The 23,684-nt window shown below is 39.9% G+C and carries 17 protein-coding genes; 14 read left to right on the top strand and 3 right to left on the bottom strand.

From position 1 onward, the window contains the following. The first annotated feature begins 45 nt into the window (after positions 1–45). The 11 genes from ACJJVX_RS03020 (at position 46) to ACJJVX_RS02970 (ending at position 16,618) form a co-directional block, all read left to right on the top strand. Positions 46–1,179, top strand: a complete 1,134-nt coding sequence (locus ACJJVX_RS03020; protein ID WP_405630059.1) for an HDOD domain-containing protein — start codon at positions 46–48, stop codon at positions 1,177–1,179. Next, positions 1,176–1,724 carry a heme NO-binding domain-containing protein gene (locus ACJJVX_RS03015; protein WP_054204046.1) on the top strand — a complete coding sequence of 183 codons (549 nt, stop codon included), beginning with the start codon at positions 1,176–1,178 and terminating at the stop codon, positions 1,722–1,724. Before ACJJVX_RS03020 ends, ACJJVX_RS03015 begins: the two co-directional genes overlap by 4 nt. Then, positions 1,725–2,681 (top strand): sensor histidine kinase, encoded by a 957-nt coding sequence (locus tag ACJJVX_RS03010; protein ID WP_054204047.1) that lies wholly within the window; start codon positions 1,725–1,727, stop codon positions 2,679–2,681. A 58-nt stretch (positions 2,682–2,739) separates the two neighbouring features. Then, positions 2,740–3,390 carry a UPF0149 family protein gene (locus ACJJVX_RS03005; RefSeq protein WP_405630056.1) on the top strand — a complete coding sequence of 217 codons (651 nt, stop codon included), beginning with the start codon at positions 2,740–2,742 and terminating at the stop codon, positions 3,388–3,390. Between the two features lie 564 nt (positions 3,391–3,954). Then, complete coding sequence (locus ACJJVX_RS03000; protein WP_054452376.1) at positions 3,955–6,492, top strand: TonB-dependent siderophore receptor; 2,538 nt, start codon at positions 3,955–3,957, stop codon at positions 6,490–6,492. Between the two features lie 165 nt (positions 6,493–6,657). Further along, complete coding sequence (azu, locus tag ACJJVX_RS02995) at positions 6,658–7,098, top strand: azurin (protein ID WP_054452374.1); 441 nt, start codon at positions 6,658–6,660, stop codon at positions 7,096–7,098. A 390-nt stretch (positions 7,099–7,488) separates the two neighbouring features. Next, a complete protein-coding gene (gene arfA, locus ACJJVX_RS02990) occupies positions 7,489–7,689 on the top strand; it encodes an alternative ribosome rescue factor ArfA (RefSeq protein WP_054204051.1) in 201 nt (66 codons plus the stop codon). 448 nt (positions 7,690–8,137) lie between these two features. Further along, a complete protein-coding gene (locus ACJJVX_RS02985; protein ID WP_054204183.1) occupies positions 8,138–11,317 on the top strand; it encodes a glycosyl hydrolase family 18 protein in 3,180 nt (1,059 codons plus the stop codon). A gap of 68 nt (positions 11,318–11,385) precedes the next feature. Next, positions 11,386–12,999 (top strand): lytic polysaccharide monooxygenase, encoded by a 1,614-nt coding sequence (locus ACJJVX_RS02980; RefSeq protein WP_054204052.1) that lies wholly within the window; start codon positions 11,386–11,388, stop codon positions 12,997–12,999. A gap of 66 nt (positions 13,000–13,065) precedes the next feature. Continuing rightward, positions 13,066–15,705: a glycosyl hydrolase family 18 protein gene (locus ACJJVX_RS02975; protein ID WP_054204053.1), complete on the top strand. Its 2,640-nt coding sequence runs from the start codon at positions 13,066–13,068 to the stop codon at positions 15,703–15,705. A gap of 130 nt (positions 15,706–15,835) precedes the next feature. Beyond that, positions 15,836–16,618 carry an ABC transporter substrate-binding protein gene (locus ACJJVX_RS02970; RefSeq protein WP_082916319.1) on the top strand — a complete coding sequence of 261 codons (783 nt, stop codon included), beginning with the start codon at positions 15,836–15,838 and terminating at the stop codon, positions 16,616–16,618. Here ACJJVX_RS02970 and ACJJVX_RS02965 read toward each other — a convergent pair. Together ACJJVX_RS02965 and ACJJVX_RS02960 are read right to left on the bottom strand one after the other, a co-directional pair. Further along, entirely contained in the window at positions 16,610–18,115 is a 1,506-nt protein-coding gene (locus ACJJVX_RS02965; RefSeq protein ID WP_169327500.1) for a DUF2235 domain-containing protein, read from the bottom strand. The genes ACJJVX_RS02970 and ACJJVX_RS02965 overlap by 9 nt on opposite strands. Before the next feature lie 279 nt (positions 18,116–18,394). Next, positions 18,395–19,699, bottom strand: a complete 1,305-nt coding sequence (locus tag ACJJVX_RS02960; protein ID WP_054204056.1) for an NAD(P)/FAD-dependent oxidoreductase — start codon at positions 19,697–19,699, stop codon at positions 18,395–18,397. Between the two features lie 210 nt (positions 19,700–19,909). Between ACJJVX_RS02960 and ACJJVX_RS02955 the strand changes: the two genes are divergently transcribed. The 3 genes from ACJJVX_RS02955 to ACJJVX_RS02945 all read left to right on the top strand — a co-directional run bounded on the left by ACJJVX_RS02955 (position 19,910) and on the right by ACJJVX_RS02945 (position 22,730). Then, positions 19,910–21,847 carry an ATP-dependent DNA helicase RecQ gene (locus ACJJVX_RS02955; RefSeq protein WP_054204057.1) on the top strand — a complete coding sequence of 646 codons (1,938 nt, stop codon included), beginning with the start codon at positions 19,910–19,912 and terminating at the stop codon, positions 21,845–21,847. 47 nt (positions 21,848–21,894) lie between these two features. Continuing rightward, positions 21,895–22,212 (top strand): YkgJ family cysteine cluster protein, encoded by a 318-nt coding sequence (locus ACJJVX_RS02950; RefSeq protein ID WP_054452364.1) that lies wholly within the window; start codon positions 21,895–21,897, stop codon positions 22,210–22,212. A gap of 110 nt (positions 22,213–22,322) precedes the next feature. After that, positions 22,323–22,730: a VanZ family protein gene (locus tag ACJJVX_RS02945; protein WP_405630050.1), complete on the top strand. Its 408-nt coding sequence runs from the start codon at positions 22,323–22,325 to the stop codon at positions 22,728–22,730. A 304-nt stretch (positions 22,731–23,034) separates the two neighbouring features. Here the strand turns inward: ACJJVX_RS02945 and ACJJVX_RS02940 are convergent, their stop codons facing one another. Continuing rightward, the gene (locus tag ACJJVX_RS02940) at positions 23,035–23,652 is read right to left on the bottom strand and encodes a glutathione S-transferase family protein (protein WP_054204060.1); all 618 of its coding nucleotides are present in this window, start codon (positions 23,650–23,652) and stop codon (positions 23,035–23,037) included. Positions 23,653–23,684 lie beyond the last annotated feature (32 nt).

Below are 23,684 nucleotides of genomic sequence, written 5' to 3'. Positions count from 1 at the left end.
CTAATATAAACATACGATAGAAATTAATTGTGCTAATTTTAAGTAATGGCAAGATTATTTGAGATAGGTATGCAAATAGCTATTCATGTGCTGATTATTGACGATGAGCCTTTAATCTTGAGGGCCCTAACAAAAGCGCTTGTAAGAGTAGGATCGCACATTGTTGTGACTGCCTTAACTGATGCTGATAAATGTATCGAGATAATTAATACTCAAAGTATAGAAATTGTTTTATGTGGAGTAGGGATGAGTAGTCGTGTTACTCAAGAAACACTTATCTGTTTTCAGCAGCATAGTCCTGCAACAATTCGCTGCATATTAAAAGGTACTAGCTTTGATGACTTACCATGGCAAGCTGATGAAATGGCACATTTTTGTTTGGCAAAACCTTTCACTTATACGCAGCTGCGTCATGTTATGCAATGCACGCAACGTTTGCTTAATTTAGCAATAGCACCAGAGCTAAAAAATTTGTTAGGGAAAATGAAAGGGCTGCCAGTAATACGCCAACAAGTTATACAAATCACGAATGCACTTTCGCAAAAACCAGTTAATTTTGAAGTACTCATAGGGTTAATTTCACATGAACCACTTTTAAGTAGTAAGCTGATTCAAGCAGCTAATTCAGCTTTATTAGGCTTTGCAAGTGAAACAACCAATTTGCAGCAAGCTTTAATACGTGTGGGTACAAGTTTATGTAGGGCACTTGTGGTAAACAGTGAGGTACAGAGTCATTATCAAAAAATACTATCAAATAAGCTGCTAGCGACTATTTCAGATCATTCATTTGCACGAGCAACGCAAGCCAAAGTATTTGCAAAAAAAGCGCATCTTTCCTCTCAATCACAAGATATTGTTTTTCTTTTAGATTTATTAAGCGGTGTTGGCTCTATGGCGCTTTATGTATTAGTAAAAGAATTGAATGAAGGTGAGCAGACGTTGCTCTCTGAAGAGCTTATATCTGTATACATATTAAATTTGTGGGGTTTTTCAGAGCAAATTACCCAGGCAATGTTGCTGCCAAAAACGTTATCCCAAATAACGGATCCCATAATAGCAATACATTTTTTAGCGCGAGAAGTGGTTCAAACACCTGAATTTGAATTAACAGAAGGTGATGTTCAGGCGCTAGAAAATCTCGATTTAGTTGTTTTAATACAGGAGTTAGTAACTATATGAAAGGTGTTATTTTTCAGTCGCTTGAAGGGTTGGTGTTAACTCATAGAGACATGGCTTGTTGGAATCAATTACTCGCTAAAAATGCACCGAAAGATCGTGCCTATGTATCAGTTAATAATTACCCTGATCAAGAACTAAATGCTCTGGTCAGTGATATTTGTATTGAGTTACAACTTAGCAGGGCTAAGGTGTTGAATCAATTTGGTCGCTATTTGTTTAATTATTTTATGAAGCATTATAGTGTTGTTGTAGGTCATTATTCGCATTTTGAAGCACTAATATTAAATATTGATAGTGTTATTCATAAAGAGGTGAGCAAGCTTTATCAAAATACAAATTTACCTACTATGGATTGTATGATGGTCTGTCCTGGGCATATCGTGATGCATTACCAATCACCACGGCAATTATGTTTTTTGGCTGAAGGATTAATTTATGGCGCTGGTGAGTATTTTTTAATGGATGTAACGATTGAGCATGAGCAATGTTTACTTCGAGAGGATGAACGCTGCACTTTGAATATTTATTACCAGCCGGCTAAATAAATGACAATGGATATAGACTATAAACAAGCTTATCTACGTGAACAGTCAGCACGCTTGCAAGCGGAGCAACTGATTGAAGATAAAAGCCGTGTATTGTTTGCATTAAATGAAGAGTTAGAAAAGAAAGTAGCTGCTTTGGAGCATCAGCAAGCACTGCTTGTTCATGCGGAAAAAATGGCCACTTTAGGGACATTATCTGCGGGTGTTGCCCATGAAATCAATAACCCTTTAGCCTATGCGATGAGTAATTTAGAAAGCCTTCAGTACATTAACCAGTCAGTGTTTAAGTTACTTGAGCTAAGCCAAAAGTTGGCTCAGGGAGAGGTGAGTGAGCGAGAGTTTCGAGAATTCCTAGTAAAGATGAATGAAATACATGCTTTTGACGTTATTAATCAAGATATTGTCGAGCTGATTGATGATAGTGTTGAAGGTTTGCGAAGGATAAATCAAATTGTCCGCAATTTACTTAATTTTGCACGCCCGTCAGATAATGAAAAAATTTTAGTAGATATGACCGATGGTGTAAATAATGCGCTTAAATTATTAAAGAGTCAGCTCAAGGGGGTTGAGGTGATAACTAAATTTCAGCCAATCCCGTTAACGTATTGCAACTTATCAGCTATTAATCAAATAGTTGTTAATTTACTGATTAATGCGAAACATGCATGCGAAAATTTAATGCAGAAGAAAGGTCGAATCTATATTGAAGTTAAGTTTTCTGATCCGCACATTATCATAGGTGTTGAAGATAATGGTTGTGGGATGAGCGAGGAAGTTAAAGGGCGTATTTTTGATCCGTTTTTCACTACAAAATCGGTGGGAAAAGGAACTGGCATGGGGATGCCTTTAGTGTATTCAATGGTGAGCGATCACCAAGGCGCAATTGATATTAGTAGTCATGCAAATCAAGGGACGAATGTACGGTGTTTATTTCCAGTGATTAATAATTGCTTTTAAATTGCTCAATAGTTAGCTAGTGTAATTGTAAACTTAAATAATAATCTCAGGGTGACTTATGCTTAATGAAAAAAGTACCATCATATTTAGCGACTATCTTAGTCAACATGCTGAATTTAAAGTAACAGACATTGATAGTGTGCTTGGTTTTATTTGTGGATTACTTGCTTGCTCAGAATTTTATGGGGAGTCAGAAATAGTGGGTTATATCGCGGATAAAAATGATCCGGCTTATGCAATTATGATGACGGAGTCACAAGAACGAGATGCAATGATTACCTTGCTCGACAATATTACGCAGGCACAGGTTGAACAGAGACATTTTTTAGCTGAAATTTACCCACATTCAGACTCAGATACAATGCCAAGTCCGCGCTTGCAGCATTGGTGCAAGGGTTATCTGGCAGGTTATGAAGTAAATCAAGCTGTGTGGGAGCAAGATTTTAGCTTTTTGGTCAGTGCAGATAAGCAACAAGTTACGAATCAAGCTGATGGGCAATTATTCATTGATAATTTTGAAGCTACGTTGAATTTATTGGCAACGTTTTCTGCATGGGAAAATACATTAACGCAGCAGCCCGAACCAGACAAACTTAGTGCTAACTTCCCGTTGCTATATAAAAGCTTGGATGAAAGTTTAACGGCAATTGCATCAATGGCTTTGATGCTTGAAGATGAAAAGTTATCACAGTTTGAAGAGGAAGGTTAGAACTTTTATACCCAAACCACCTCAAGATGCGAGTTTCAGTTGGAATTAAAAGCGATTTAGGCAAGGCATTGATTGCAAGTAATAGTGGTTCTATTGTTAAAATCAATAACGCAGTATAAATCGCTTTTAAACCAACCCGTTGGGCGTTTCACAGGCACTTACTCTCATCGTTGTTACTTCTTAAAAGGGATTGCCATTGTTGCAAAGTAACGCCTTGATATTAAGCCCCTGTGAAACGCTGAATTCTGCATCTTGAGGTGGCTTGGGTATATCCTAAAAAGAATGATTCGAGAAGCATGATTTGAATAATCATGCTTTTTTTTTGTCCAAAATTCAATCAAAAATAGTTATGAAGATAAATAATAGCTAAATATTGCATATTTCGACCATAGTAGTAGCTAAATATGTTTCTTTTTGTTGATAGATGTTGCTAGGATGTTTGGGAGGACGTCATTATGTAAATGACGAGCTATTAAATTAATAATTCTAATAATCTTTATATGAACTCAACTGTTATTTAAGGCGAGCTTAAAAGCAGAAATGAGTCAACAGGGTCGAACACACATGACAACACTTCGTTTAAATACACTGGCTATTGCAGTGGGACTGGCTTTTAGTGCCTCTTCGGTTATTGCAGAAGAAGCACAAGTCCAAGCAGAAAAAAACATTGAACAAATTTCAGTTTTGGGATCTAGAGTATCAAACCGAACTGTAACGGAATCTTCTTCTCCGATAGATTTAATTGATGCTGATACACTTAACAAAGGTGGCTTCACAGAACTTGGTCAAAGCTTACAAGCAACGGCACCTTCTTTTAATTTCTCGCGTACGCAAGTATCAGATGGTTCAGATTTATTTCGTCCGGCAACACTGCGTGGCTTACAGCCAGATCAGACGCTAGTGTTGGTAAATGGTAAGCGTCGTCATAATCAATCTATTTTCGGCTTAGTTGGCACCGTTGGTGCTGGTGCTGCCGGTACTGATATGAATGCGATTCCTTTATCTGCACTTAAAGGGGTTGAAGTGTTACGTGATGGCGCAGCTGCGCAATATGGCTCGGATGCAATCGCAGGTGTTATTAACTTATCATTGAATGATTCAACAGGTATTACAACAGGTTATTTTCAAGCTGGCAGTACGGGTGAGGGCGATGGTGATACCATATCGCTTGGTTTAAACCGTGGTTTTGATTTAGGCGATCAAGGCGGTTTTATAAACGTCTCTGCTGAGTATCGTGATGCTGACGGAACTAACCGTGCTGAACGTGATACCGGTGGCTCTGCAGCGGTATCTGCAGGTACATTATCTGATACCGTACGTTGGGGGCAAGGGAATTCAGAAAGTGAGTTTACGTCTTTATTTTATAATATGTCGTTACCACTTGATGATGCAGAATTATATTCGTTTGGTGGTTACTCTGAACGTACAGCGTTAGGTAATGGCTTTTATCGTAATTTTGATGCGGCCTCTAAAAATGTTACTCAAGTATACAGCGATGGCTTTTTACCACGTATTTATAATGAGGCGCAGGATATTTCGCTAGCGTTGGGCATCAAAGGCGACATTAATACCGACTGGGGGTACGATGTGTCAGCCGTGTACGGTGAAAATCAATATGATTTTACTTCACGTAACACACTAAATGCATCGTATGCAGCCGAGTATGTTTTAAATAATCCTAATGCGACTGATGCTGATATCGCAGCAAATTCAGGCCCAAATGGGGGATATTCGGGTGGTTTTCGTTTTGATCAAACAACCGTTAATGCCGATATAAATGGGATTATAGATATTGGTCGAAGTGAGCCTATATACCTATCCTTTGGTGCAGAATACCGTAAAGAAAACTATCAAATAGTGCCTGGTGATGAAGCATCATATGCATGTGGTTTAGCGAATCAGAATATTGTTTACCCTTCAGCAAATGATCCAAGTACCTCGGCTGAGTGTGGTTTCCAAGCTTACAATGGTTTACGCCCTGAGGCATCAAATAGCCAAAGTCGTAATAGCCATGCACTTTATGTTAATGCAGAGACGATGATTACGGATGCGTGGAATATCAGTACCGCACTTCGTTATGAAGACTTCTCAGACGCGGGTGATGATATTATTGGTAAGCTTGCATCTCGTTACGAATTGAATGATGATTTTGCTGTGCGTGGTGCGATTTCTAGTGGTTTTAGAGCACCTTCATTACAACAAAGTGCATATACAGCTTTTACAACAAACTTAGGTGATGGTGGTGTACTGGAACAATCATTTATTGCTAAAGCAGGATCAGATCTTCCTGTCGCTTTAGGTGTTGAAAGTTTAGAACTAGAAAGCTCTAAAAATGTTAGTTTTGGTTTTGTTTATGATGTAAGTAGCGAGTTGTCATTAACCGTTGATTTTTACCATACAGCAATAAAAGATCGTATTACTTTGGGTAACTTTATGAAGGCCGAAGATCTTGCGTTTAGCCCTGCGGCTGTTGCTGCACTTAATGCTACGGGAGCAGATCAAGCCGCTTATTTCTCAAATTCAGTCGATTCAACAACCAAGGGTGTTGATGTCATTCTTTCTTATCGCACAGATTTATACGATGGTGACTTTTCTGCAACATTTGCGGGTAATATTAATCGCACATACATTGATAAAGTAAACGCCCCCACAGGCGTCCCTAAAGAGATAGCTTTAGATGATACTCAACGCAGCTTTTTAACAAATGGACAGCCAGGTGAGCGTGGTACGTTAACGTTTGATTATGAGCGTGATGCAATGAGTGCAATGGTACGTTTTAATTATTTTGGAGAAACCGACGTTAAGTACTTTGGTAATGATCATATCGGTTTACCTGACTTTTTATCGCCAACAGGTGAATTTAAAGACACCAGTGTTGTTGAATCTGCGGTATTAGTTGATATTAATTTTGGGTATGAACTGAGTGAATCACTGACTTTTAACTTAGGTATTGATAATGTGTTTGATGTAACACCTGATGAATTAGGGAAAGATGAGGCCCTTGATTTTATTACAAATGGTGCATTTAAATATCCAGTTAGAGCATTGCCATATGGGTTTGATGGTATGACGTATTATGCAAAAGTAAGCTTTAGCTTCTGATGCACACCGAAGTGCCTTAAAAAGCGAATTTTGCTTCTTTAGGTACTTCGGATATAAGTACTTAGAATATATGCGAAGTACTCACTGCGCACATAAAAATATTTATTGAATGAGAATTAATATCAATATATAGTATTGATAATTATTCTCATTATAGGTGTTGTTATGTTCAAGCCACTTTTTCTTTTAGCCTCCCTTGTTTTATCTACAGGTGTTTTTGCAAAATGCGAAGTCACTATTTCTGCTAATGATGCTATGGCATTTTCCACTAAACAGCTTGAAGTTGATAAAAGCTGTAAAACTGTAACATTAACACTTAATCATACCGGTAAATTACCCGCCAATGTTATGGGACATAATTGGGTGCTTAGTGTGGCTGCTGATGTTAAAGAGCTGGCGATGGCAGGTATGCAAGCAGGGCTTGAGAATCGTTACCTTCCAAAAGATGACCCTCGAGTGCTGGCCTCTACAGAGGTTATTGGTGGTGGGGAGACTACGTCTATCGAGTTTTCAACAGAGAATTTGAATGCAGGCACTGTTTATAAATTCTTTTGTTCCTTTCCAGGACATTTTGCAATTATGCAGGGGGATTTTAAGCTAATTTAAAGGCTAGGGCGTGTTGACCTTTCGAGATTGATTTTGCAACAGTATGTTTGGTATTTAGGCAAGGCAGCGCCTATGGTGTGTGGTTGCTCCCCATAAATAGGCGATAACACAGTATAAATGCCAAACATGCGCTGCCCAAAGGGTTCTCTAGGGGCGATTAACTCTTTGTAGTTCGGTTTTTACTTAGCCCGCTAGGTTACAAATCTCTCGCCGCGATTAAATCTCCCCTAGGTTGAACGAATTTCACTCTACAAAGAACAACACGCCCTAGAATATATCTTTAAAATAGTATTAAAAACACTTGCTAATTAGCTAGTAAGTCCTACAATCCGCAGCAAGTACCATGGTACTTGCTACTTAATTTATTCACTTTATGAACTGGAAATATTAATGAAAAAACATAAAAAAGGTCAAAAATCTCACAATAACAGTGTTGATACTGGTCGAGGGGTTATTCGTGATAATGCGTTGGCAGCTTTAGTCACATCTAAAATATTTAAACCACAAATTGTATCAGCTAAAAAAGGCAAAGGGTCTTTTAAGCGCAACAAAAAACATGCTGGACAAGAGTCCTATTTAATCGCTGCATAATATAGTTGTGATCAAATAGGGCTTTTGCTGTTTTCGTTTAACAACTTTCACCTACTGAATAAAAATATAAACCCCGCTTAGATAATTTTTTTCTAAGCGGGGTTTTGTGGTTATATAGCTGTAATTATATTTCTGACGTCTTCATTCCATCACTTTACGTGCCCGTAAAGGGCAATAAAAAGCTCTGTAAACACTGATTATGCTGGTTAACTTTAGATTAACCTTGCGTTCATGTTTAATGCGTAAAATTCCCCAAACTTTATACGGGTATACAATTTTCAATTATAACCTATATAAAAACTAGACTTTATCATTACTTTTTGTTACTAATTTACCTGTTATATGTACGTGTCTTTTTTAAATTAAGTTGACGTGCGTGTAAACTATGATAGCTTTAATGACGATTTGTAAATTAAATGTTATTTTTAACCCCTGGGCGGAGGAGCATATGAGCTCATCAATGATAATAAAAAATGCTTTTAAGCTAAGTGCTTTGTCACTTAGTTTTATTGGCTTAAGTGCGCAAGCTGCAGTTGATTGCAGTGCGTTAACACAATGGCAAGCTGGTCAAACACATACTGGTGGAAGCCAAGTTCAAGCGCAAAATAATGCGTATGAAGCGAAGTGGTGGACGCAATCTAATCCAGCAGAGAATTCTGGCCAATGGCAAGAATGGAAAAAATTGGGTTTGTGTGACAGCGCTGTCACAGAGAACTTAATACCAACTGTGACAGCTTTAGTACCGGCAAATAATTCTCAATTTAACGAAAAAGACAGCGTTGTCATAAGTGCGCAAGCATCTGATGCTGATGGCACAGTTACTAAAGTTGAGTTTTTTGTAGATGGTGCTCTTGTCGCAACTGATAGCAGTGCACCATTTAGTACAAATTGGCAAGCCATCGTTGGTTCACATCAAGTTAGTGCTGTTGCTACAGATGATAAAGGTGCACAGTCGAGCGAAGTCATTAGTATGATTAGCGTGCAAGGCAGCGTAGTTGACCCAGTTAACCAGGCACCTGTAGCATCTATTTCATTCAGTACATTACCTGAGCAGCTTATCGTTGGTTCACAAGTTGTATTTGCACTTTCTGGCACAGATAGCGATGGTCAAGTAACGTCGTTGAGTTTTGCAGCTAATGGCGCAGATGTTCATCAAGCAAACTCAGCTGCAAGTAGCTATGCATGGCAAGCAACTGCACTTGGACAAGTCACATTTACCTTGACCGCAACAGATAATGAAGGCGCTACGTCACAAACAACAAAAGTACTTAATGTTGTTGAAGCGGGCACTCCTCCTGGTACAGGCACTGATTGTCGTCCTCAGGGTTTATACCAAACACCTGGTGTAAATACGCCTTATTGTACCGTATATGATGCCGATGGTCGTGAGATCATGGGTGCAGATCATCCTCGTCGTGTAATTGGTTACTTTACTAGCTGGAGAAATGGCGCAAATGGTCAGCCTAGTTATTTAGTAAACGATATTCCGTGGGACAAAATCACTCATATTAACTATGCGTTCGCACATGTTGATGCAAACAATAAGGTATCAATTGGCGATCCAAATTCAGCAGGTAACCCTGCAACGAATATGGAATGGCCTGGTGTGAGTGGCGCTGAGATGGACCCTAGCTTTGCTTATAAAGGTCATTTTAACCTTCTAAATAAATACAAAAAACAGCACCCACATGTAAAAACATTAGTTTCTGTTGGTGGTTGGGCTGAAACAGGCGGTTACTTCGATGAAACTGGTCGTGTTGCAAGTGGTGGTTTTTACACCATGACAACAAATGCAGATGGATCAGTTAACCATGCAGGTATTGATGCATTTGCACAAAGCTCAGTTGAGTTTATTGAGAAATATGGTTTTGACGGGGTTGATATCGATTACGAATACCCTTCATCAATGAAAGACTCTGGTCATCCAGATGATTTCCCCATTTCAAATGCACGTCGTGGTGGTTTAAACGCGTCTTATAAAGTACTGATGAAAAAAGTACGTGAAGCATTAGATCGCGCGGGTGAAAAAGCAGGTAAACATTATCTGTTAACTATCGCATCTCCATCTTCAGGTTATTTACTACGTGGTATGGAAACATTCCAAACTGTTAAGTACCTAGATTATGTAAATATTATGTCTTATGACTTGCACGGTGCATGGAATTCACACGTTGGTCATAACGCTGCATTATTCGATACAGGGCTAGACTCTGAACTTGCACAGTGGAATGTATACGGTACTAAAGAGTTTGAAGGTATTGGTTATTTAAACACTGATTGGGCTGTGCGTTACTTCCGTGGTGCTATGTCAGCTGGTCGTATTAATATCGGTATTCCATATTACACGCGTGGTTTTAAAGATGTAAGTGGCGGTACAAATGGTCTTTGGGGTCAAGCTGCACTTCCTAATCAAGCTGATTGTGCTAAAGGTACAGGCGTTGGTGAGAAGAATAAATGTGGTAACGGTGCATTAGGTATTGATAACCTTTGGCATGACAAGAACGACGCAGGTCAAGAAATGCCTGCAGGGTCTAATCCACTTTGGCATGTTAAAAACTTAGAAAACGGTATTGTTGGTTCGTATTTAGGTGTTTATGGTTTAACGCCAGAGACAGATCCTAACGATCAACTAACAGGTACTTATACTCGCCATTATGACAACGTTGCCGTAGCACCTTGGTTATGGAACGCAGAGAAAAAAGTATTCCTTTCAATTGAAGATGAAGAGTCTATGGCGACTAAAGTTGATTATGTAATCAACAATGGCCTAGGCGGTATCATGTTCTGGGAACTTGCTGGTGACTTTGATTACGATGCAGCTAAAGGCGAGTACTTCATGGGTTCAACACTTACTTCATTAGCGTATGACAAGTTTAATCAAAGTGGTGTTGCGTATGATGTACATGGCGGTAACCCAAGTTTCACAGTACCAACTGAAGCTGTTGATGTAACGTTTGAAGCAAAAGACTTCCCAATTGGTGATGATAACTACCCAATTAGCCCAACATTTGCGTTTACTAATAATTCAAATATTGATCTAAGCGGTGCGAAAATCTCATTTGATGTACCTGTATCAACATCGGCTATTTTTAAATCTAACTGGAATGCACAAGAAAAACTGGGCATGGCAGTAGAAGTAAATGGTTCTAATGCAGCAGGTAATAATATTGGTGGTTATGAAAATGAATTCCACCGTTTTTCAATCACGCTTAATAACGAATGGGGCGGTCAGCCTAAGGACTTCAGTGCAGGTAAAACTGTAAATGCACAAGTGATGTACTACATGCCAATCACAGGTCCAAGTAACTTTACTATTGAAAAAGATGGCAAAGTATACGCATTCAAATTTGAGTATCCAAAACTTCCAGATGGAACAACAGGCGGTAATCCTGGCGAGCCAGGTAATCCAGGTAACGGCGGTGGTGACACATCTGGTACATGTGAAGGTGTCGCTATTACAGCAATCCCTGTTTATCCAAATTTTGCTCAAAAAGACTGGGCAGGCAATCCAAGTCACGCTACAGGCGGTGATCTAATGGTTCACAATAACGCAGTTTATAAAGCGAAGTGGTGGACAAGTTCAGCACCTGGTTCGACGGCTGATTGGACTAAGAGCTGTAGCCTGTAAGTAATAATAAAACAATAAGGGGTAGGTAATTACTTGCCCCAACATTGAGTCTTTTAAAGGACAGAGCAATGACATCAATTAAATTTAAAACATTATCACTAAGTGCAATAGCAAGTGGTTTATTACTTACATTAATGCCAGCACAGGTGAGTGCGCATGGGTATATGGATACCCCTAAAGCTCGCCAAGCATTTTGTCAGGCAGATGCAGGTTATTGGTGGCCAACAGATGGTAGCAATATTCCAAATCTAGCGTGTCGTGCTGCCTTTTTAGAATCAGGTACAGTGCAGTTCGTTCAAGATATTGAATTTTCTGTAAATACGCCTGATTACCTAAATCAAGCAGCCGTAGAAGCTAAGGTACCAAATGGGTTGCTATGTGCCGGTGGTGATAATGCAAAACGCGGTATGGATTTACCATCGCCTCATTGGCAGCGCAGTGATGTGGTGCCAAATGCTAATGGTGAAATCCAAATTCGTTACCTTGCTGCAACGCCCCACAATCCGAGTTTTTGGCAATTTTATTTAACTAAACCAAGCTTTAATGCAGCAACTGATGTATTGACATGGGCTGATTTAGAGCTAGTGCAAGAGCACGCTAATATTGATTTTGTTAAAGATCCAGATGGTAAGCGTTATTACGAAATGAACGTTGCGATCCCGCAAGATCGTAGCGGTGATGCGATTTTGTATAGCCGTTGGCAGCGTAATGATGTAGTTGGCGAAGGTTTTTATAACTGTAGCGATATCAATATAGTAAATGACGCAACTCCAACAGATCCAAGTGTATGGACCAGCGTTGGTTACTTTGTTCGTCAAGGGCAAAACGCAATCGCGGGTGATACCGTATGGGCACGTTTATTTGATGAAAATGGCCAAGAGGTTATTAATCAACAACTAAAAGTGACTACGCAAAACCAATCAAATTGGCAACAAGCACTTGCAACACAGCTAAATCTTGATTATGCACATTTAGTACAAATCGGTGTGCAAAACCAAGCTGGCGATGTTGTATTTAATGACGCCGACACTTTGATTAACCAAGTTTATAGCAGCAATGCTAATTATACCTACGCGCTAAGTGTGCAAGGTGCACCAGCTAATACAGCGCCTATTGTTCATACACCTGCTGATTTAGTCGTTGACGAAAACACCACAACAAAAGTGCACTTACACGCATTTGATGATGAGCAAAGTGTGTTGACTTATAACTGGTCAGTACCTGCACCGCTGAGCTTTACAGGTGGCGATGCAAATATTGAACTTAGTGCACCAGAAGTAACAGCTAATACCGATTATACGGTATCAGTGTCTGTATCGGATGGTGAACTTACTACACAAACTCGGTTTAAAGTGACAGTTAACGACATAACAGTTGTTGATCCTGTCGACCCAGTTGATCCAACAGTACCAGCTTGGGATAGCTCAGCGACATATCAAGCTGGCGATAAGGCGTCCTTCCAAGGCGTTGTGTATACAGCTAAATGGTGGAATCAAGGGCAACAGCCAGATAGTTCAAATGCGTGGAAGGCAGCATCTAATCCGGGCACAAGTACAGATTGGAATGCAGGAAAAGCCTATCAAGGTGGCGCAGAAGTAACGTATCAAGGACAGCGCTATAGCGCTAAATGGTGGACTCGAGGTGATACTCCTGGACAAGCCAGTGTATGGAAAAAACTATAACTTTATTACTAAGTTTTGTAGTTCAAACTTATTACCCAATAATTAAAACATGGATAAGAGAGAAATATGAATATTAAACATTTAACAGCAGCCATTGGTGTTGCATTATTCGCAGGTACGGCTACAGCTGCGCCATCAACACCTAGCTTAAATTGGGAACCTCAACAGTATTCTTTTGTTGAAGTAGACCTTGAAAGTAATGGCTCTTATAAGCAACTGGTCAAGCGTGTTGACACTGTTAACATCAACTTACAGTGGAATGCATGGAGTGGTACTGGTGGCGATAGCTATAAAGTGTACTTTGATGACATGCTTGTAAATGAGGGCGCTTTACCTGCAGGCACAAAAAGCGGCACTATTAGCTTCCCGTATGATAAATCTGGTCGTCATACGCTTTATATTGAATTATGTGAAGCTGGCGCAACATGTGCACGCAGCGCAGGTAAACCAATTGTAATTGCTGATACAGACGGTGGCCATTTAGCACCACTACCTATGGATGTTAACCCTAACAACCGTAACATCGGTACTAAACAAGGTTTAGTGACGGGTGCTTACTTTGTTGAGTGGGGTATTTATGGTCGTGATTACGATGTATCAAATATTCCAGCGCAAAATTTATCGCATTTATTGTACGGTTTCATTCCAATTTGTGGCCCTAATGAATCATTAAAAGAAATCGAAAACGGTAACAGCTGGCGTGCACTAGAAAAAGCATGTGCGGGTTCTAGCGACTTTGAAGTCGTTATCCATGATCCATGGGCAGCAGTACAAAAAGCACTTCCAGGTGTTGATGCAAAAGATCCAATTCGTGGTACTTATTCACAGTTAATGGCACTTAAGCAACGTTACCCTGATCTTAAAATCTTACCATCAGTAGGCGGCTGGACATTATCTGACCCGTTTTTCTCGTTTACTGAAAAAGCAAACCGTGACACGTTTGTAGCATCAATGGAGGAGTTTTTAAGAACATGGAAATTCTATGATGGTATTGATATTGACTGGGAATTCCCAGGTGGTGATGGCCCTAATCCAAATCTAGGTGACCCTGTAAAAGATGGTCCTGCTTATGTTGCGTTAATGAAAGAATTACGTGAGATGCTAGATAGGCTAGAAGCTGAAACAGGTCGTACTTATGAGCTAAGCTCTGCAATTGGTACCGGCTATGACAAAATACAAGACGTTGATTACCAAGCAGCAAGTCAGTATATGGATTACATCTTTGCGATGACTTATGACTTCTTTGGTGGTTGGAATAATGTAACAGGTCATCAAACAGGTATTTACTGTGGTGAGCACATCAGTGCTGGCGAATGTAATGGCACAGGTGTTGATGAAAATGGTGAACCACGTAAAGGCCCTGCTTATACAATTGATAACGCAGTGCAGCTATTACTTGCGCAAAATGTACCATCTAAGAAAATCGTTGTAGGTACTGCAATGTATGGCCGTGGTTGGGAAGGTGTAACACCGGGTAATGCTACAATTGCAAATAACCCAATGACAGCACCAGGTAATGGCAAGCTTACCGGCACTAAAGCACAAGGTGTGTGGGAAGCAGGCGTTATTGATTATAAAGGCATTCAAGCATATATGGTTGGCGCATCAGGTAATGGTGTAAATGGCTTTGAAGTTGGTTATGACGAACAAGCTGAGGCGGCATATGTATGGAACCGCTCAACGGGTAAACTAATCACTTATGATAGCCCTCGTTCAGTGATTGCTAAAGGTCAATATGTAAACCAATATAACCTAGGTGGCCTATTTGCATGGGAAATTGATGCAGATAACGGCGATATTCTTAATGCAATGCATGATGGCTTAGGTGGTGTTGTTGCACCAATTAACAAAAAACCTGTGCTATCTGTAACAAACGCTGTAACAGTCAATGCGGGTGAGTCAGTATCTGTTAGCGCAACAGCAACCGATGCAGATAACGATACACTTACATACTCTTGGGTTGCTTCTGCTGAACTTACTGTAACAGGTACTTCAACAAGCACACTTGCAATCACTGCACCAAACGTAACGCAAGATAGCCAGTTTACTGCAACTGTAAGCGTATCAGATGGTAAAGCTACAGTAAGTAAAGATGTAGTTGTTAACGTTATAGCACCAGTAACGGGTGGCGACAACACCGCTCCTGTTGTAGATGCAATTGCCAACATTACAGTTGAAGAAGGTGCTTCTGCAGCAGTAGCTGTTGTAGCAACGGATGCACAAAATGATGCACTTACTTATGACTGGAATGTACCTGCTGGTTTAACACTTGTAGGTAATGGCGCAAATGTAAGCCTTACAGCTGGTGCAGTTGACGCCGACACAAACTTAACTGTTTCAGTTTCAGTAAGTGATGGCCAAGTTGCAACAACACGCAGCTTTACCGTAACAGTGACTAACAAAGACACCACAACTCCTCCAGGTGACACGTGGGATGCGAGTAAAGTATACACAGGTGGTGATACTGTTGTATTTAACGGCGTAACATACAAAGCTAAATGGTGGACTCAAGGTAACCGTCCTGATTTAGGTGGCGTTTGGGAAGCAACTACAAAACCAGTTGATGGTGGCGGTAATGTAATTTGGCAATCATCAGCTGTTTATAACAGTGGTGACCAAGTTTCTCACAATGGTGGTAAATACCAAGCTAAGTGGTGGACTCAAGGACAAGAGCCAGGCAAAGCAAACGTATGGAAATCACTTTAATTAATACGTCACCCAAGCCTACTCTTGGGTGATTAATTAATGTGAAAAATACCTTTTAAAGCAGCTTCTGAGCTGCTTTTTTTTGTGTTTTCATTCTAATACTCCATACTAATAGTTAACGAGTTTTAAAATGAGTATGCCACCTATCAAATATATTTTTATTCTGTTCGCTTTGATTGCGCAAGTCAGTATTGCATGTGAAAGAACTATGAAAATAGGGTTAGGGCAACCTTGGCCGCCATTTTACTTTGAAGGAGAGCAAACGTTATCAGGAATAGATATTGAAGTAACTCGTCTTATATTAAATAAAGCGGGGTTTTGCAGTGAATTCGTAGTTCTACCCTCTTCAATTCGAGGGTTGGTAGAATTGAAAAAAGGGCATGTCGATTTAGTACCTGCAGCAAGCTTTAGTCATCAAAGGGCGCAATATAGTTATTTTTCTATTCCTTATAGGCGTGAAAGGATGCGTCTTTTTTGGTATGAAGACGCTAAGTTATTTAATCACAACCTACAGAGCTTAATGAATTTACGACAAACCTTTGTGGTCAACAACGGAGGGTATTACGGGAAAGAGTTTGAATCACTCAGCAGTCAGGAGCAGTTTAAAGAGTTGATAGTGCGCGTGCCAATGATTAAACAACGCCTTTATATGCTCAAAGCAAAAAGAGTTGATTTTATGATTGATGATGAGACCTCTGGTCTGTATTTAATTAAACAAGAGAAAATAGCGGGTGTGACACTTCACCCTCATGTTGTGCATGATAATCCCATACATTTTATGTTAAGTCGTAAAAGCCTGTCTCATCTTGAGCTAAAAAAAATAAATATTGCTATCAGCAATAACCAAGCAGCAATAAAGCAAATTATCGAGAGTTATACCCAATCAAGACCATTTTTGGGTAACTCAACCTAAGCGCGTCACATTAAGCCTAATATGCCCCGCATTAGCACCATAAAAGCGCATTAAATCATTTGCAAATGGCGTGAACTCGCCTGATTTAGTCATTTTAAATTCGCCGCCTGCGGATATTTCAAACACATCATCATCTGTATAATTAATCGCGCCAATTAATGCAAACCATTGTGCACTCGCTAAGCGACGAAATGGTTCTAATATCGCCATCGATATTTCTTTTACACCTAATCTAACACCATCTCGATGCCAGCCTTGAGGGCCACACTTAATGCCGTCGTCATACCATTGTTGCTCAGGGTAGGCTTGAAAACGATAGGTTGCACCTTGTTCGAGCATTAGCCCTGTGGCGTTATATTGCTCTGCGGCATAAATCATCACATCAAGGTGTTGACCAATTTGTAGTACCGTCATATTTTGATTAACCAGTGCAATATGATCCCTGAAACCAATAAAGTTAAGTGTACGTTGATCTGCATATAGCAATTGATACGGTAAGCTTTTGAGTGACTCAGGGCGATAGCTAGTTAAATGATGAATACGTTTAGCAACACTATGATGAACATGAGGTAATAATTCACTTTTTTCATCGTTTACCAGCACTATGCATTCACGATCAACTAATTTAAAGAAGGGGTTAAACCAAAAGTAATTTTGCTGGTGGCTTAATGCAAAAGGGTCTGGGGTAACAGTCATGTCATCTTGTGCAATTAAAGCATGTTGACCTTGGGCAAATAATGATTGGTAGTCAATAGCTTGGCTGGTTAAAAAATGCAATGAGAGGGGTTGTTCTAAGAGCCACTCTATCGCAAAGCGCAAACAAATATCAGCCAATCCATCACGATAATAGCCGCCGCCAATATCAGAATGCGCACCTGCAAACCACACTTCTTGTACGTTTTGCTGATAATTGATTAAAGTGGGCTCAAAAGCACGACGTTTCTCGTCCAGCGCAACACAATGCAGTGCTTGCGTAATATTATTTGCTAAGGTGTGGTTTTCAAAAATAACGTGTTCAGCACCTCGTGTTGCTTTGGTGACTTTAGATAACCCAATGGAAGCAACAGTATCAAATACACATAAATAAACATGATGTGTGATCAAAGCTTCTAAGCATTTAGCAAAGCGCCGAGCTAAGGCGGCGCCACGACTAAAACCAGTTAATAAAACGGTGTCACCGCCAACATAATATTTTTTAAAATCGCTTATCGCATGATTTAAAATACTGGCTACATCGTCATCTCGCGGGGCAAATGTTTGGTTTAGAACGCGCTTTAGCCTGCTGCCTTTAGTGCCAATGCCTTGATAATAAAAACTATGTTGTGATTCGAATTTCACCGCTTTTTCAGTGTTTAGCGTACCGCCTAACAATAAATGCAGTTTGAGGATATTAGAAATGCTGGCATCTTCTTTAAAGTGATCAGAGCTAAATTGCTCTGCATCACGAGGCTCACTTCCCGTGCCATCAAAATTGAAAATCAGCGTTTTGGGCGCCATAGCATCATTCCTTTATGTGGTTTATCTTACTTTACACAGCAAATATTAAAAATTGAAGACAGTTATTGCTAAATTATTTTGTCTAACAACTTTAGCTAAAGACACCGCTTGTAATAACAAGGCGCTTTCGCAGATATGCAAAATAAAAAATCACGATCGAAAGTATACAGTGATACCAATCCGCGTAGATATGGGGTCAATTTAATTCGTTAAATTGTTCAAATATTTATGCCGATTAGTATGATAACCCGGTGAACATTAAAGTTCACCGGGTTAACTTTAGTGCAACTTCATTTTTGGACGAACAACTCTCAGCACTTTTTCGCTTATCCACAGTGCAAATGTTTTCGCGCTGCCATGAATCGCGCGTTGGTGCATTCGGTACAGTGAAATATACATAAAACGGGCTATTTTACCTTCGATAAAAAAGCTGTTACTGGTGAGATTACCCATTAAACTGCCTACTGTGCTGTAGCGAGATAGGTTAACCAACGAGCCATGATCGCTGTATTTAAAACTATTTAATGGCTGCTGGCGCAAAGTTGCAATAAGGTTTTTTTCAATACATTGCGCCATTTGATGAGCAGATTGCGCACGTGGTGGGACTAAGCTGCCATCAGGTTGTGTAAATGCACAACAGTCACCTAACACATAGATAAATTCATCATTGTTACTTTGTAGATAATCGTTCACTTTAATTTGATTATTGCGGGTTAGCTCAAAAATGTCGATCTCTTTAACAAAGTCAGGTGCTTTTACACCTGCGGCCCAGAGCATGATATCAGCATTAATCTGTTCATCATCTTGGGTAATAAAACCATGCTCAATTGCTTGCTTAACTTGCGTATTTTCGCGCACCGTTACACCGAGCTTTAATAGCTCTCGCTTAGCTGCGCTGGCAATACGCTCGGATAATGCGGGCAGAATACGTGGTCCCGCTTCAATTAAATGAATATGCAAACGTTTAGCCGACATATTCGTCAAGCCATAGATTTTTAATAAATCAGAGACATGGTAAAGCTCAGCACTTAACTCAACCCCCGTAGCACCACCACCAACAATGGCAATATTTAAAGCATGTTGTGGGTCGTCGTCTTGGTGTAAGCGAGTAAAGTTATCCAGTAATGCATGTTGAAAGCGTTCAGCTTGTTGGTTTGAATCAAGATAAAAGCAGTGCTCTTTAATACCTGGCGTGTTGAAGTCGTTACTTACGCTGCCAATGGCGATCACTAGGTAGTCATAATGCACTATGCGCTGGGGAAGTATTTGATGACCAAGCTCATCATTTAATGGGCTCAGAGTAATAGTTTTTTGCGTATTATCGAGGTTGCAAAAGGTGCCAAGTTGAAAATTGTAGTGGTGTTTAGCTGCATGCGCTGAGTAAACAACGCCGTCTAAATCGGCATCAATAGAGCCTGTTGCTACTTCGTGAAGTAACGGCTTCCAAATATGAGTGCGGTTTTTATCAATGAGTAAAATATCTGCGTGTTTTCTCTTTCCTAATTTATGCCCTAATTGTGTTGCCAGTTCTAAGCCACCTGCGCCGCCACCGATGATCACTATTTTAGGATGTGTGGTTATCATTACGTTGCCCTCAAAAGAATTATACTTAAATAGTCTGGGTAAACTACTTAGGTATGGCTATACCTTGGCAACAGGCTAATTGTGCGCCTTTTAAATATATTTGTCAGTAAAAAAGGCAAAGAAATCAAGCCACAAAAAAGGTAACATGGCAGTTTGTTAAATTTACGGCTATTATTTCCTTTATTAGGGAATTTACTACAAAGGAATAACATGACGGCTTCGCTAATTACTTCGCTTGAGCAACATTTTGGTTTTAATCAGTTTCGCTCAGGACAGCAGCAAACGATTGAGCAACTCCTCAATCAGCAATCTTCACTGGCTATTTTTCCAACAGGTTCTGGTAAGTCGTTGTGCTATCAATTAACCGCATTACATTTACCCAATCTCACTTTGGTTGTGTCGCCATTATTGGCCTTGATGAAAGATCAAATTAGTTTTTTAAACAGTAAAGGTATTTATGCAGCAAGCTTAGATTCCAGCCAAACCAGTGAGCAAAGCCACACCGTGATGAGTGATGTACGCGCGGGTAAAGTTAAAATACTGATGGTGTCGGTAGAGCGTTTTAAGAATGAGCGTTTTAGGGAATTTATTAATCAAGTTGCTATTTCAATGTTGGTTGTTGATGAGGCTCACTGCATCTCTGAATGGGGCCATAACTTCAGGCCTGATTATTTAAAACTACCACGTTACCGTGAAGAGCTGAATATTCCTTTAGTGCTATTGTTAACAGCAACGGCCACTAAAAAAGTAAAACGCGATATGAGCGAACGTTTTGCAATAGCCCCAGAATGCATTGTGCAAACGGGGTTTTATCGCGCTAATTTAGATTTATCGGTACTGAGTGTTAAAACGGCTGATAAAGCCAGTACACTTGCTAATATTGTCCGCGATCAACAAGGCCCAGGTATTGTTTATGTGACGCTACAACACAGCGCTGAGCAAGTTGCTGCAGAGCTTAGCCGCCAAGGCTTACACGCTGTCGCTTATCATGCAGGGCTTGAAGATACGCTACGTTATGGTATTCAAGATGATTTTATGGCCGGTAAAATCAATGTCGTTGTTGCCACTATTGCTTTTGGTATGGGCATTGATAAATCAGACATTCGTTTTGTTATTCACTATGATTTACCAAAGTCGATAGAAAACTACAGCCAAGAAATAGGCCGGGCAGGGCGTGATGGACAACCATCGCAGTGCTTTACGCTGGCTAATTTAGATGGTTTAAACACGGTTGAAAACTTTGTTTATGGCGATACGCCAGAGCTTAGTGGTATAGAGCATGTTATTAATGATATTCGCCAACATTTAGATCAGCAACAGCGTTGGGAAATGCAAGAATATAGCCTATCTAGCGACAGTAATATTCGTCAACTTGCACTTAAAACACTGCTCGTTCAACTTGAAATGCAAGGTGCTATTACGCCACTTTACGCATATTACGCCGATTTTAAATATAAATTTTTGGTTGATAAAGCGCAGCTACTTGGTCACTTTGATGCGACACGACAAGCATTTTTAAACTTAATATTCAGCCACACCCAGTTTAAGAAAGTCTGGGGCGCACTTAATTTTGATACGCTCACTCAAGCCGCTCAAGTTGATAGAAAACGGGTGGTTGCGGCGCTTGATTATTTAGCAGAGAAAAACTTAATCGCGCTTGAAACCAAACGCATTACTCAGGTGTATCAAGTGCATACAGAGGTAATTAATAATCCTGAGCTTGCTCAGCAATTACATAATTACTTTGTTGATAAGGAGCAAGCAGAGATCAAGCGTATAGCGGCACTTATTCGCTTTTTTGAGCTAAAAAGCTGCTTAAGTTATAACTTGGCTCGCTATTTTGATGACAACAAAGCGCCAGAGCAATGCGGGCATTGCTCGGTGTGTCGTGGGCAAGCAGTCACGCTTGAATACTCTATTACGCCTACCAATGTTGCAGATGATGTGATTTATCAAAGAACGGATGAATTATTGAGCCACTTGGCCGCAAAAGGTTTTAACAATATCGGTATAGAAACCCAATGTCGTTTTTTAGCGGGTATGAGCGTGCCATTATTTGCCCGTAATAAAGTACGGCAACTGAGTGGTTTTGGATTGTGCGAGCAGCAACGCTACAGTGAAATAAAAGCGAAACTACTGGCACGTTAGTTTTGCTCGTGTATCCTAAGCGGCTAACGTTATTTTAGTAAGCCGCTATGCCTCAAACCGTCATCCCTATTACCCCAATCGAAACAGTTACTAACACACCAGAGCCTGTTACATGCGCTAATTGCCAAGCATGTTGTTGTCAGTTAGAGGTACGTATAGTGACCGACACCGGTGTGCCATTTCATTATATTGAATATGATAAATGGGGCAGCGAAGTGATGAAACGCGCCGATGATGGCTGGTGCCAAGCTCTCGATCGCAACACCTTAATGTGCTCAATCTATGAAAACCGACCACTGGTGTGTCGTGAGTTTGAAATGGCCTCTGGCGAATGTATTACCGAACGCGAGTTAGCGGGTATATAATAAGCTAACGTGTTAATAAAAATAGTCACTCGATTTAGGCTAGGTTATTGAATTTAAAATGTTACTCCGTTATTGTTTGTTGAACGATAACGATATATTAAAAACGATTTATGCATAAGTTAATCTCTAGTTTGTCAGTTGCCTTTCTCGGGTTTATTGCGTGGGTAATATATTTAGCCAACACAGGACAAAATAGCATTTTTTTTGAACTTGTCAGAAGCATTCCCTACGGCGATAAAGTCGGACATTTTTGTCTATTTGGTCTGCTCACCTTAGGCATTAACTTTGTCTTTAAACTAAAGTCATATTCACTCATTTCATGCAATATATATGTTGGCTCTACGGTGGTATTTTTACTTGCTCTTGTGGAGGAGTTAAGTCAGTACTACATACCTAATAGAACATTAGATGCGTTTGATTTACTTGCGGATATTTTAGGTATTATAACTTTTAGTTTGTTCACCAAGCTTATAAGTATACCCAAACCACCTCAAGATGCGAGTTTCAGTTGGAATTAAAAGCGATTTAGGCAAGGCATTGATTGCAAGTAATAGTGGTTCTATTATTAAAATCAATAACGCAGTATAAATCGCTTTTAAACCAACCCGTTGGGCGTTTCACAGAGACTTACTCTCATCGTTGTTCCTTCTTAAAAGGGACGGCCATTCCTACAAAGTAACGCCTTGATATTAAGCCTCTGTGAAACGCTGAATTCTGCATCTTGAGGTGGCTTGGGTATAAAAGCTCACATAACGTTAATGACTAAATAAAACGTAAAGGGGCTTTACACCCCTTTACTGGCAAATAATTAGCTATTACGCTTTAATCGTATTTAGCTTCGAGTTCTTGTGATGTGTGCCATTTTTCATGGCTTTGTAGTTGCTCATCATAACGTACAAGATTTTGGAAATGTGCTAATTGACCTGTATTTTTAACAATCTCGACAATAAACGACATCATAATATCTGCACCGGTGAGAGTGTCGCCTACTAAGTAGCGTTTACCTTCAAGGCGGTCGTTAAAGTAGCTGATCACTTTTGCTGATTCAGCGTCTGCGTAGCCTTCTAAAAATTGCGTTTTAGCGCCATCTTTTAGTACAAACATTTTTAAGAGCAGCGGTAAGATTGCAGAGCTTTCAGCAAAATGCAGCCACTGTTGGTAATCTACATATTCATTTGTGCCCGCTTTTGGTGCTAATGCACCGTTACCGTATTTTGTGATCAAGTAATCGGTTATTGCACCTGACTCAGTAACAATTAAACCCTCGTCTTCGATTACAGGTGATTTACCAAGTTGATGAATGTTTTTAAGCTCATCAGGGGCTAAAAAAGTGTCACTGTTACGTTGATATGCAACAATCTCGTAATCCAGATTTAGCTCTTCTAGTAACCAAATAATACGTTTTGAACGTGATTTATTTAAGTGATGTAATTTAATCATGTGTGTCCTTAAACATGCAGCAATTAATTGCT

It is taken from the genome of Pseudoalteromonas sp. Ld20 (assembly GCF_045064175.1).
Classification (GTDB): Bacteria; Pseudomonadota; Gammaproteobacteria; order Enterobacterales; family Alteromonadaceae; genus Pseudoalteromonas; species Pseudoalteromonas neustonica.
Note: the sequence above shows the minus strand (reverse complement) of the source record. Positions and strands in the feature narration are given on the sequence as shown.

Coding starts and splice junctions, on each gene's coding strand:
- ACJJVX_RS03020 (WP_405630059.1), top strand. CDS start 46: ATGGCAAGATTATTTGAGATAGGTATGCAAATAGCTATTCATGTGCTG.
- ACJJVX_RS03015 (WP_054204046.1), top strand. CDS start 1,176: ATGAAAGGTGTTATTTTTCAGTCGCTTGAAGGGTTGGTGTTAACTCAT.
- ACJJVX_RS03010 (WP_054204047.1), top strand. CDS start 1,725: ATGACAATGGATATAGACTATAAACAAGCTTATCTACGTGAACAGTCA.
- ACJJVX_RS03005 (WP_405630056.1), top strand. CDS start 2,740: ATGCTTAATGAAAAAAGTACCATCATATTTAGCGACTATCTTAGTCAA.
- ACJJVX_RS03000 (WP_054452376.1), top strand. CDS start 3,955: ATGACAACACTTCGTTTAAATACACTGGCTATTGCAGTGGGACTGGCT.
- azu (WP_054452374.1), top strand. CDS start 6,658: ATGTTCAAGCCACTTTTTCTTTTAGCCTCCCTTGTTTTATCTACAGGT.
- arfA (WP_054204051.1), top strand. CDS start 7,489: ATGAAAAAACATAAAAAAGGTCAAAAATCTCACAATAACAGTGTTGAT.
- ACJJVX_RS02985 (WP_054204183.1), top strand. CDS start 8,138: ATGAGCTCATCAATGATAATAAAAAATGCTTTTAAGCTAAGTGCTTTG.
- ACJJVX_RS02980 (WP_054204052.1), top strand. CDS start 11,386: ATGACATCAATTAAATTTAAAACATTATCACTAAGTGCAATAGCAAGT.
- ACJJVX_RS02975 (WP_054204053.1), top strand. CDS start 13,066: ATGAATATTAAACATTTAACAGCAGCCATTGGTGTTGCATTATTCGCA.
- ACJJVX_RS02970 (WP_082916319.1), top strand. CDS start 15,836: ATGAGTATGCCACCTATCAAATATATTTTTATTCTGTTCGCTTTGATT.
- ACJJVX_RS02965 (WP_169327500.1), bottom strand. CDS start 18,115: ATGGCGCCCAAAACGCTGATTTTCAATTTTGATGGCACGGGAAGTGAG.
- ACJJVX_RS02960 (WP_054204056.1), bottom strand. CDS start 19,699: ATGATAACCACACATCCTAAAATAGTGATCATCGGTGGCGGCGCAGGT.
- ACJJVX_RS02955 (WP_054204057.1), top strand. CDS start 19,910: ATGACGGCTTCGCTAATTACTTCGCTTGAGCAACATTTTGGTTTTAAT.
- ACJJVX_RS02950 (WP_054452364.1), top strand. CDS start 21,895: ATGCCTCAAACCGTCATCCCTATTACCCCAATCGAAACAGTTACTAAC.
- ACJJVX_RS02945 (WP_405630050.1), top strand. CDS start 22,323: ATGCATAAGTTAATCTCTAGTTTGTCAGTTGCCTTTCTCGGGTTTATT.
- ACJJVX_RS02940 (WP_054204060.1), bottom strand. CDS start 23,652: ATGATTAAATTACATCACTTAAATAAATCACGTTCAAAACGTATTATT.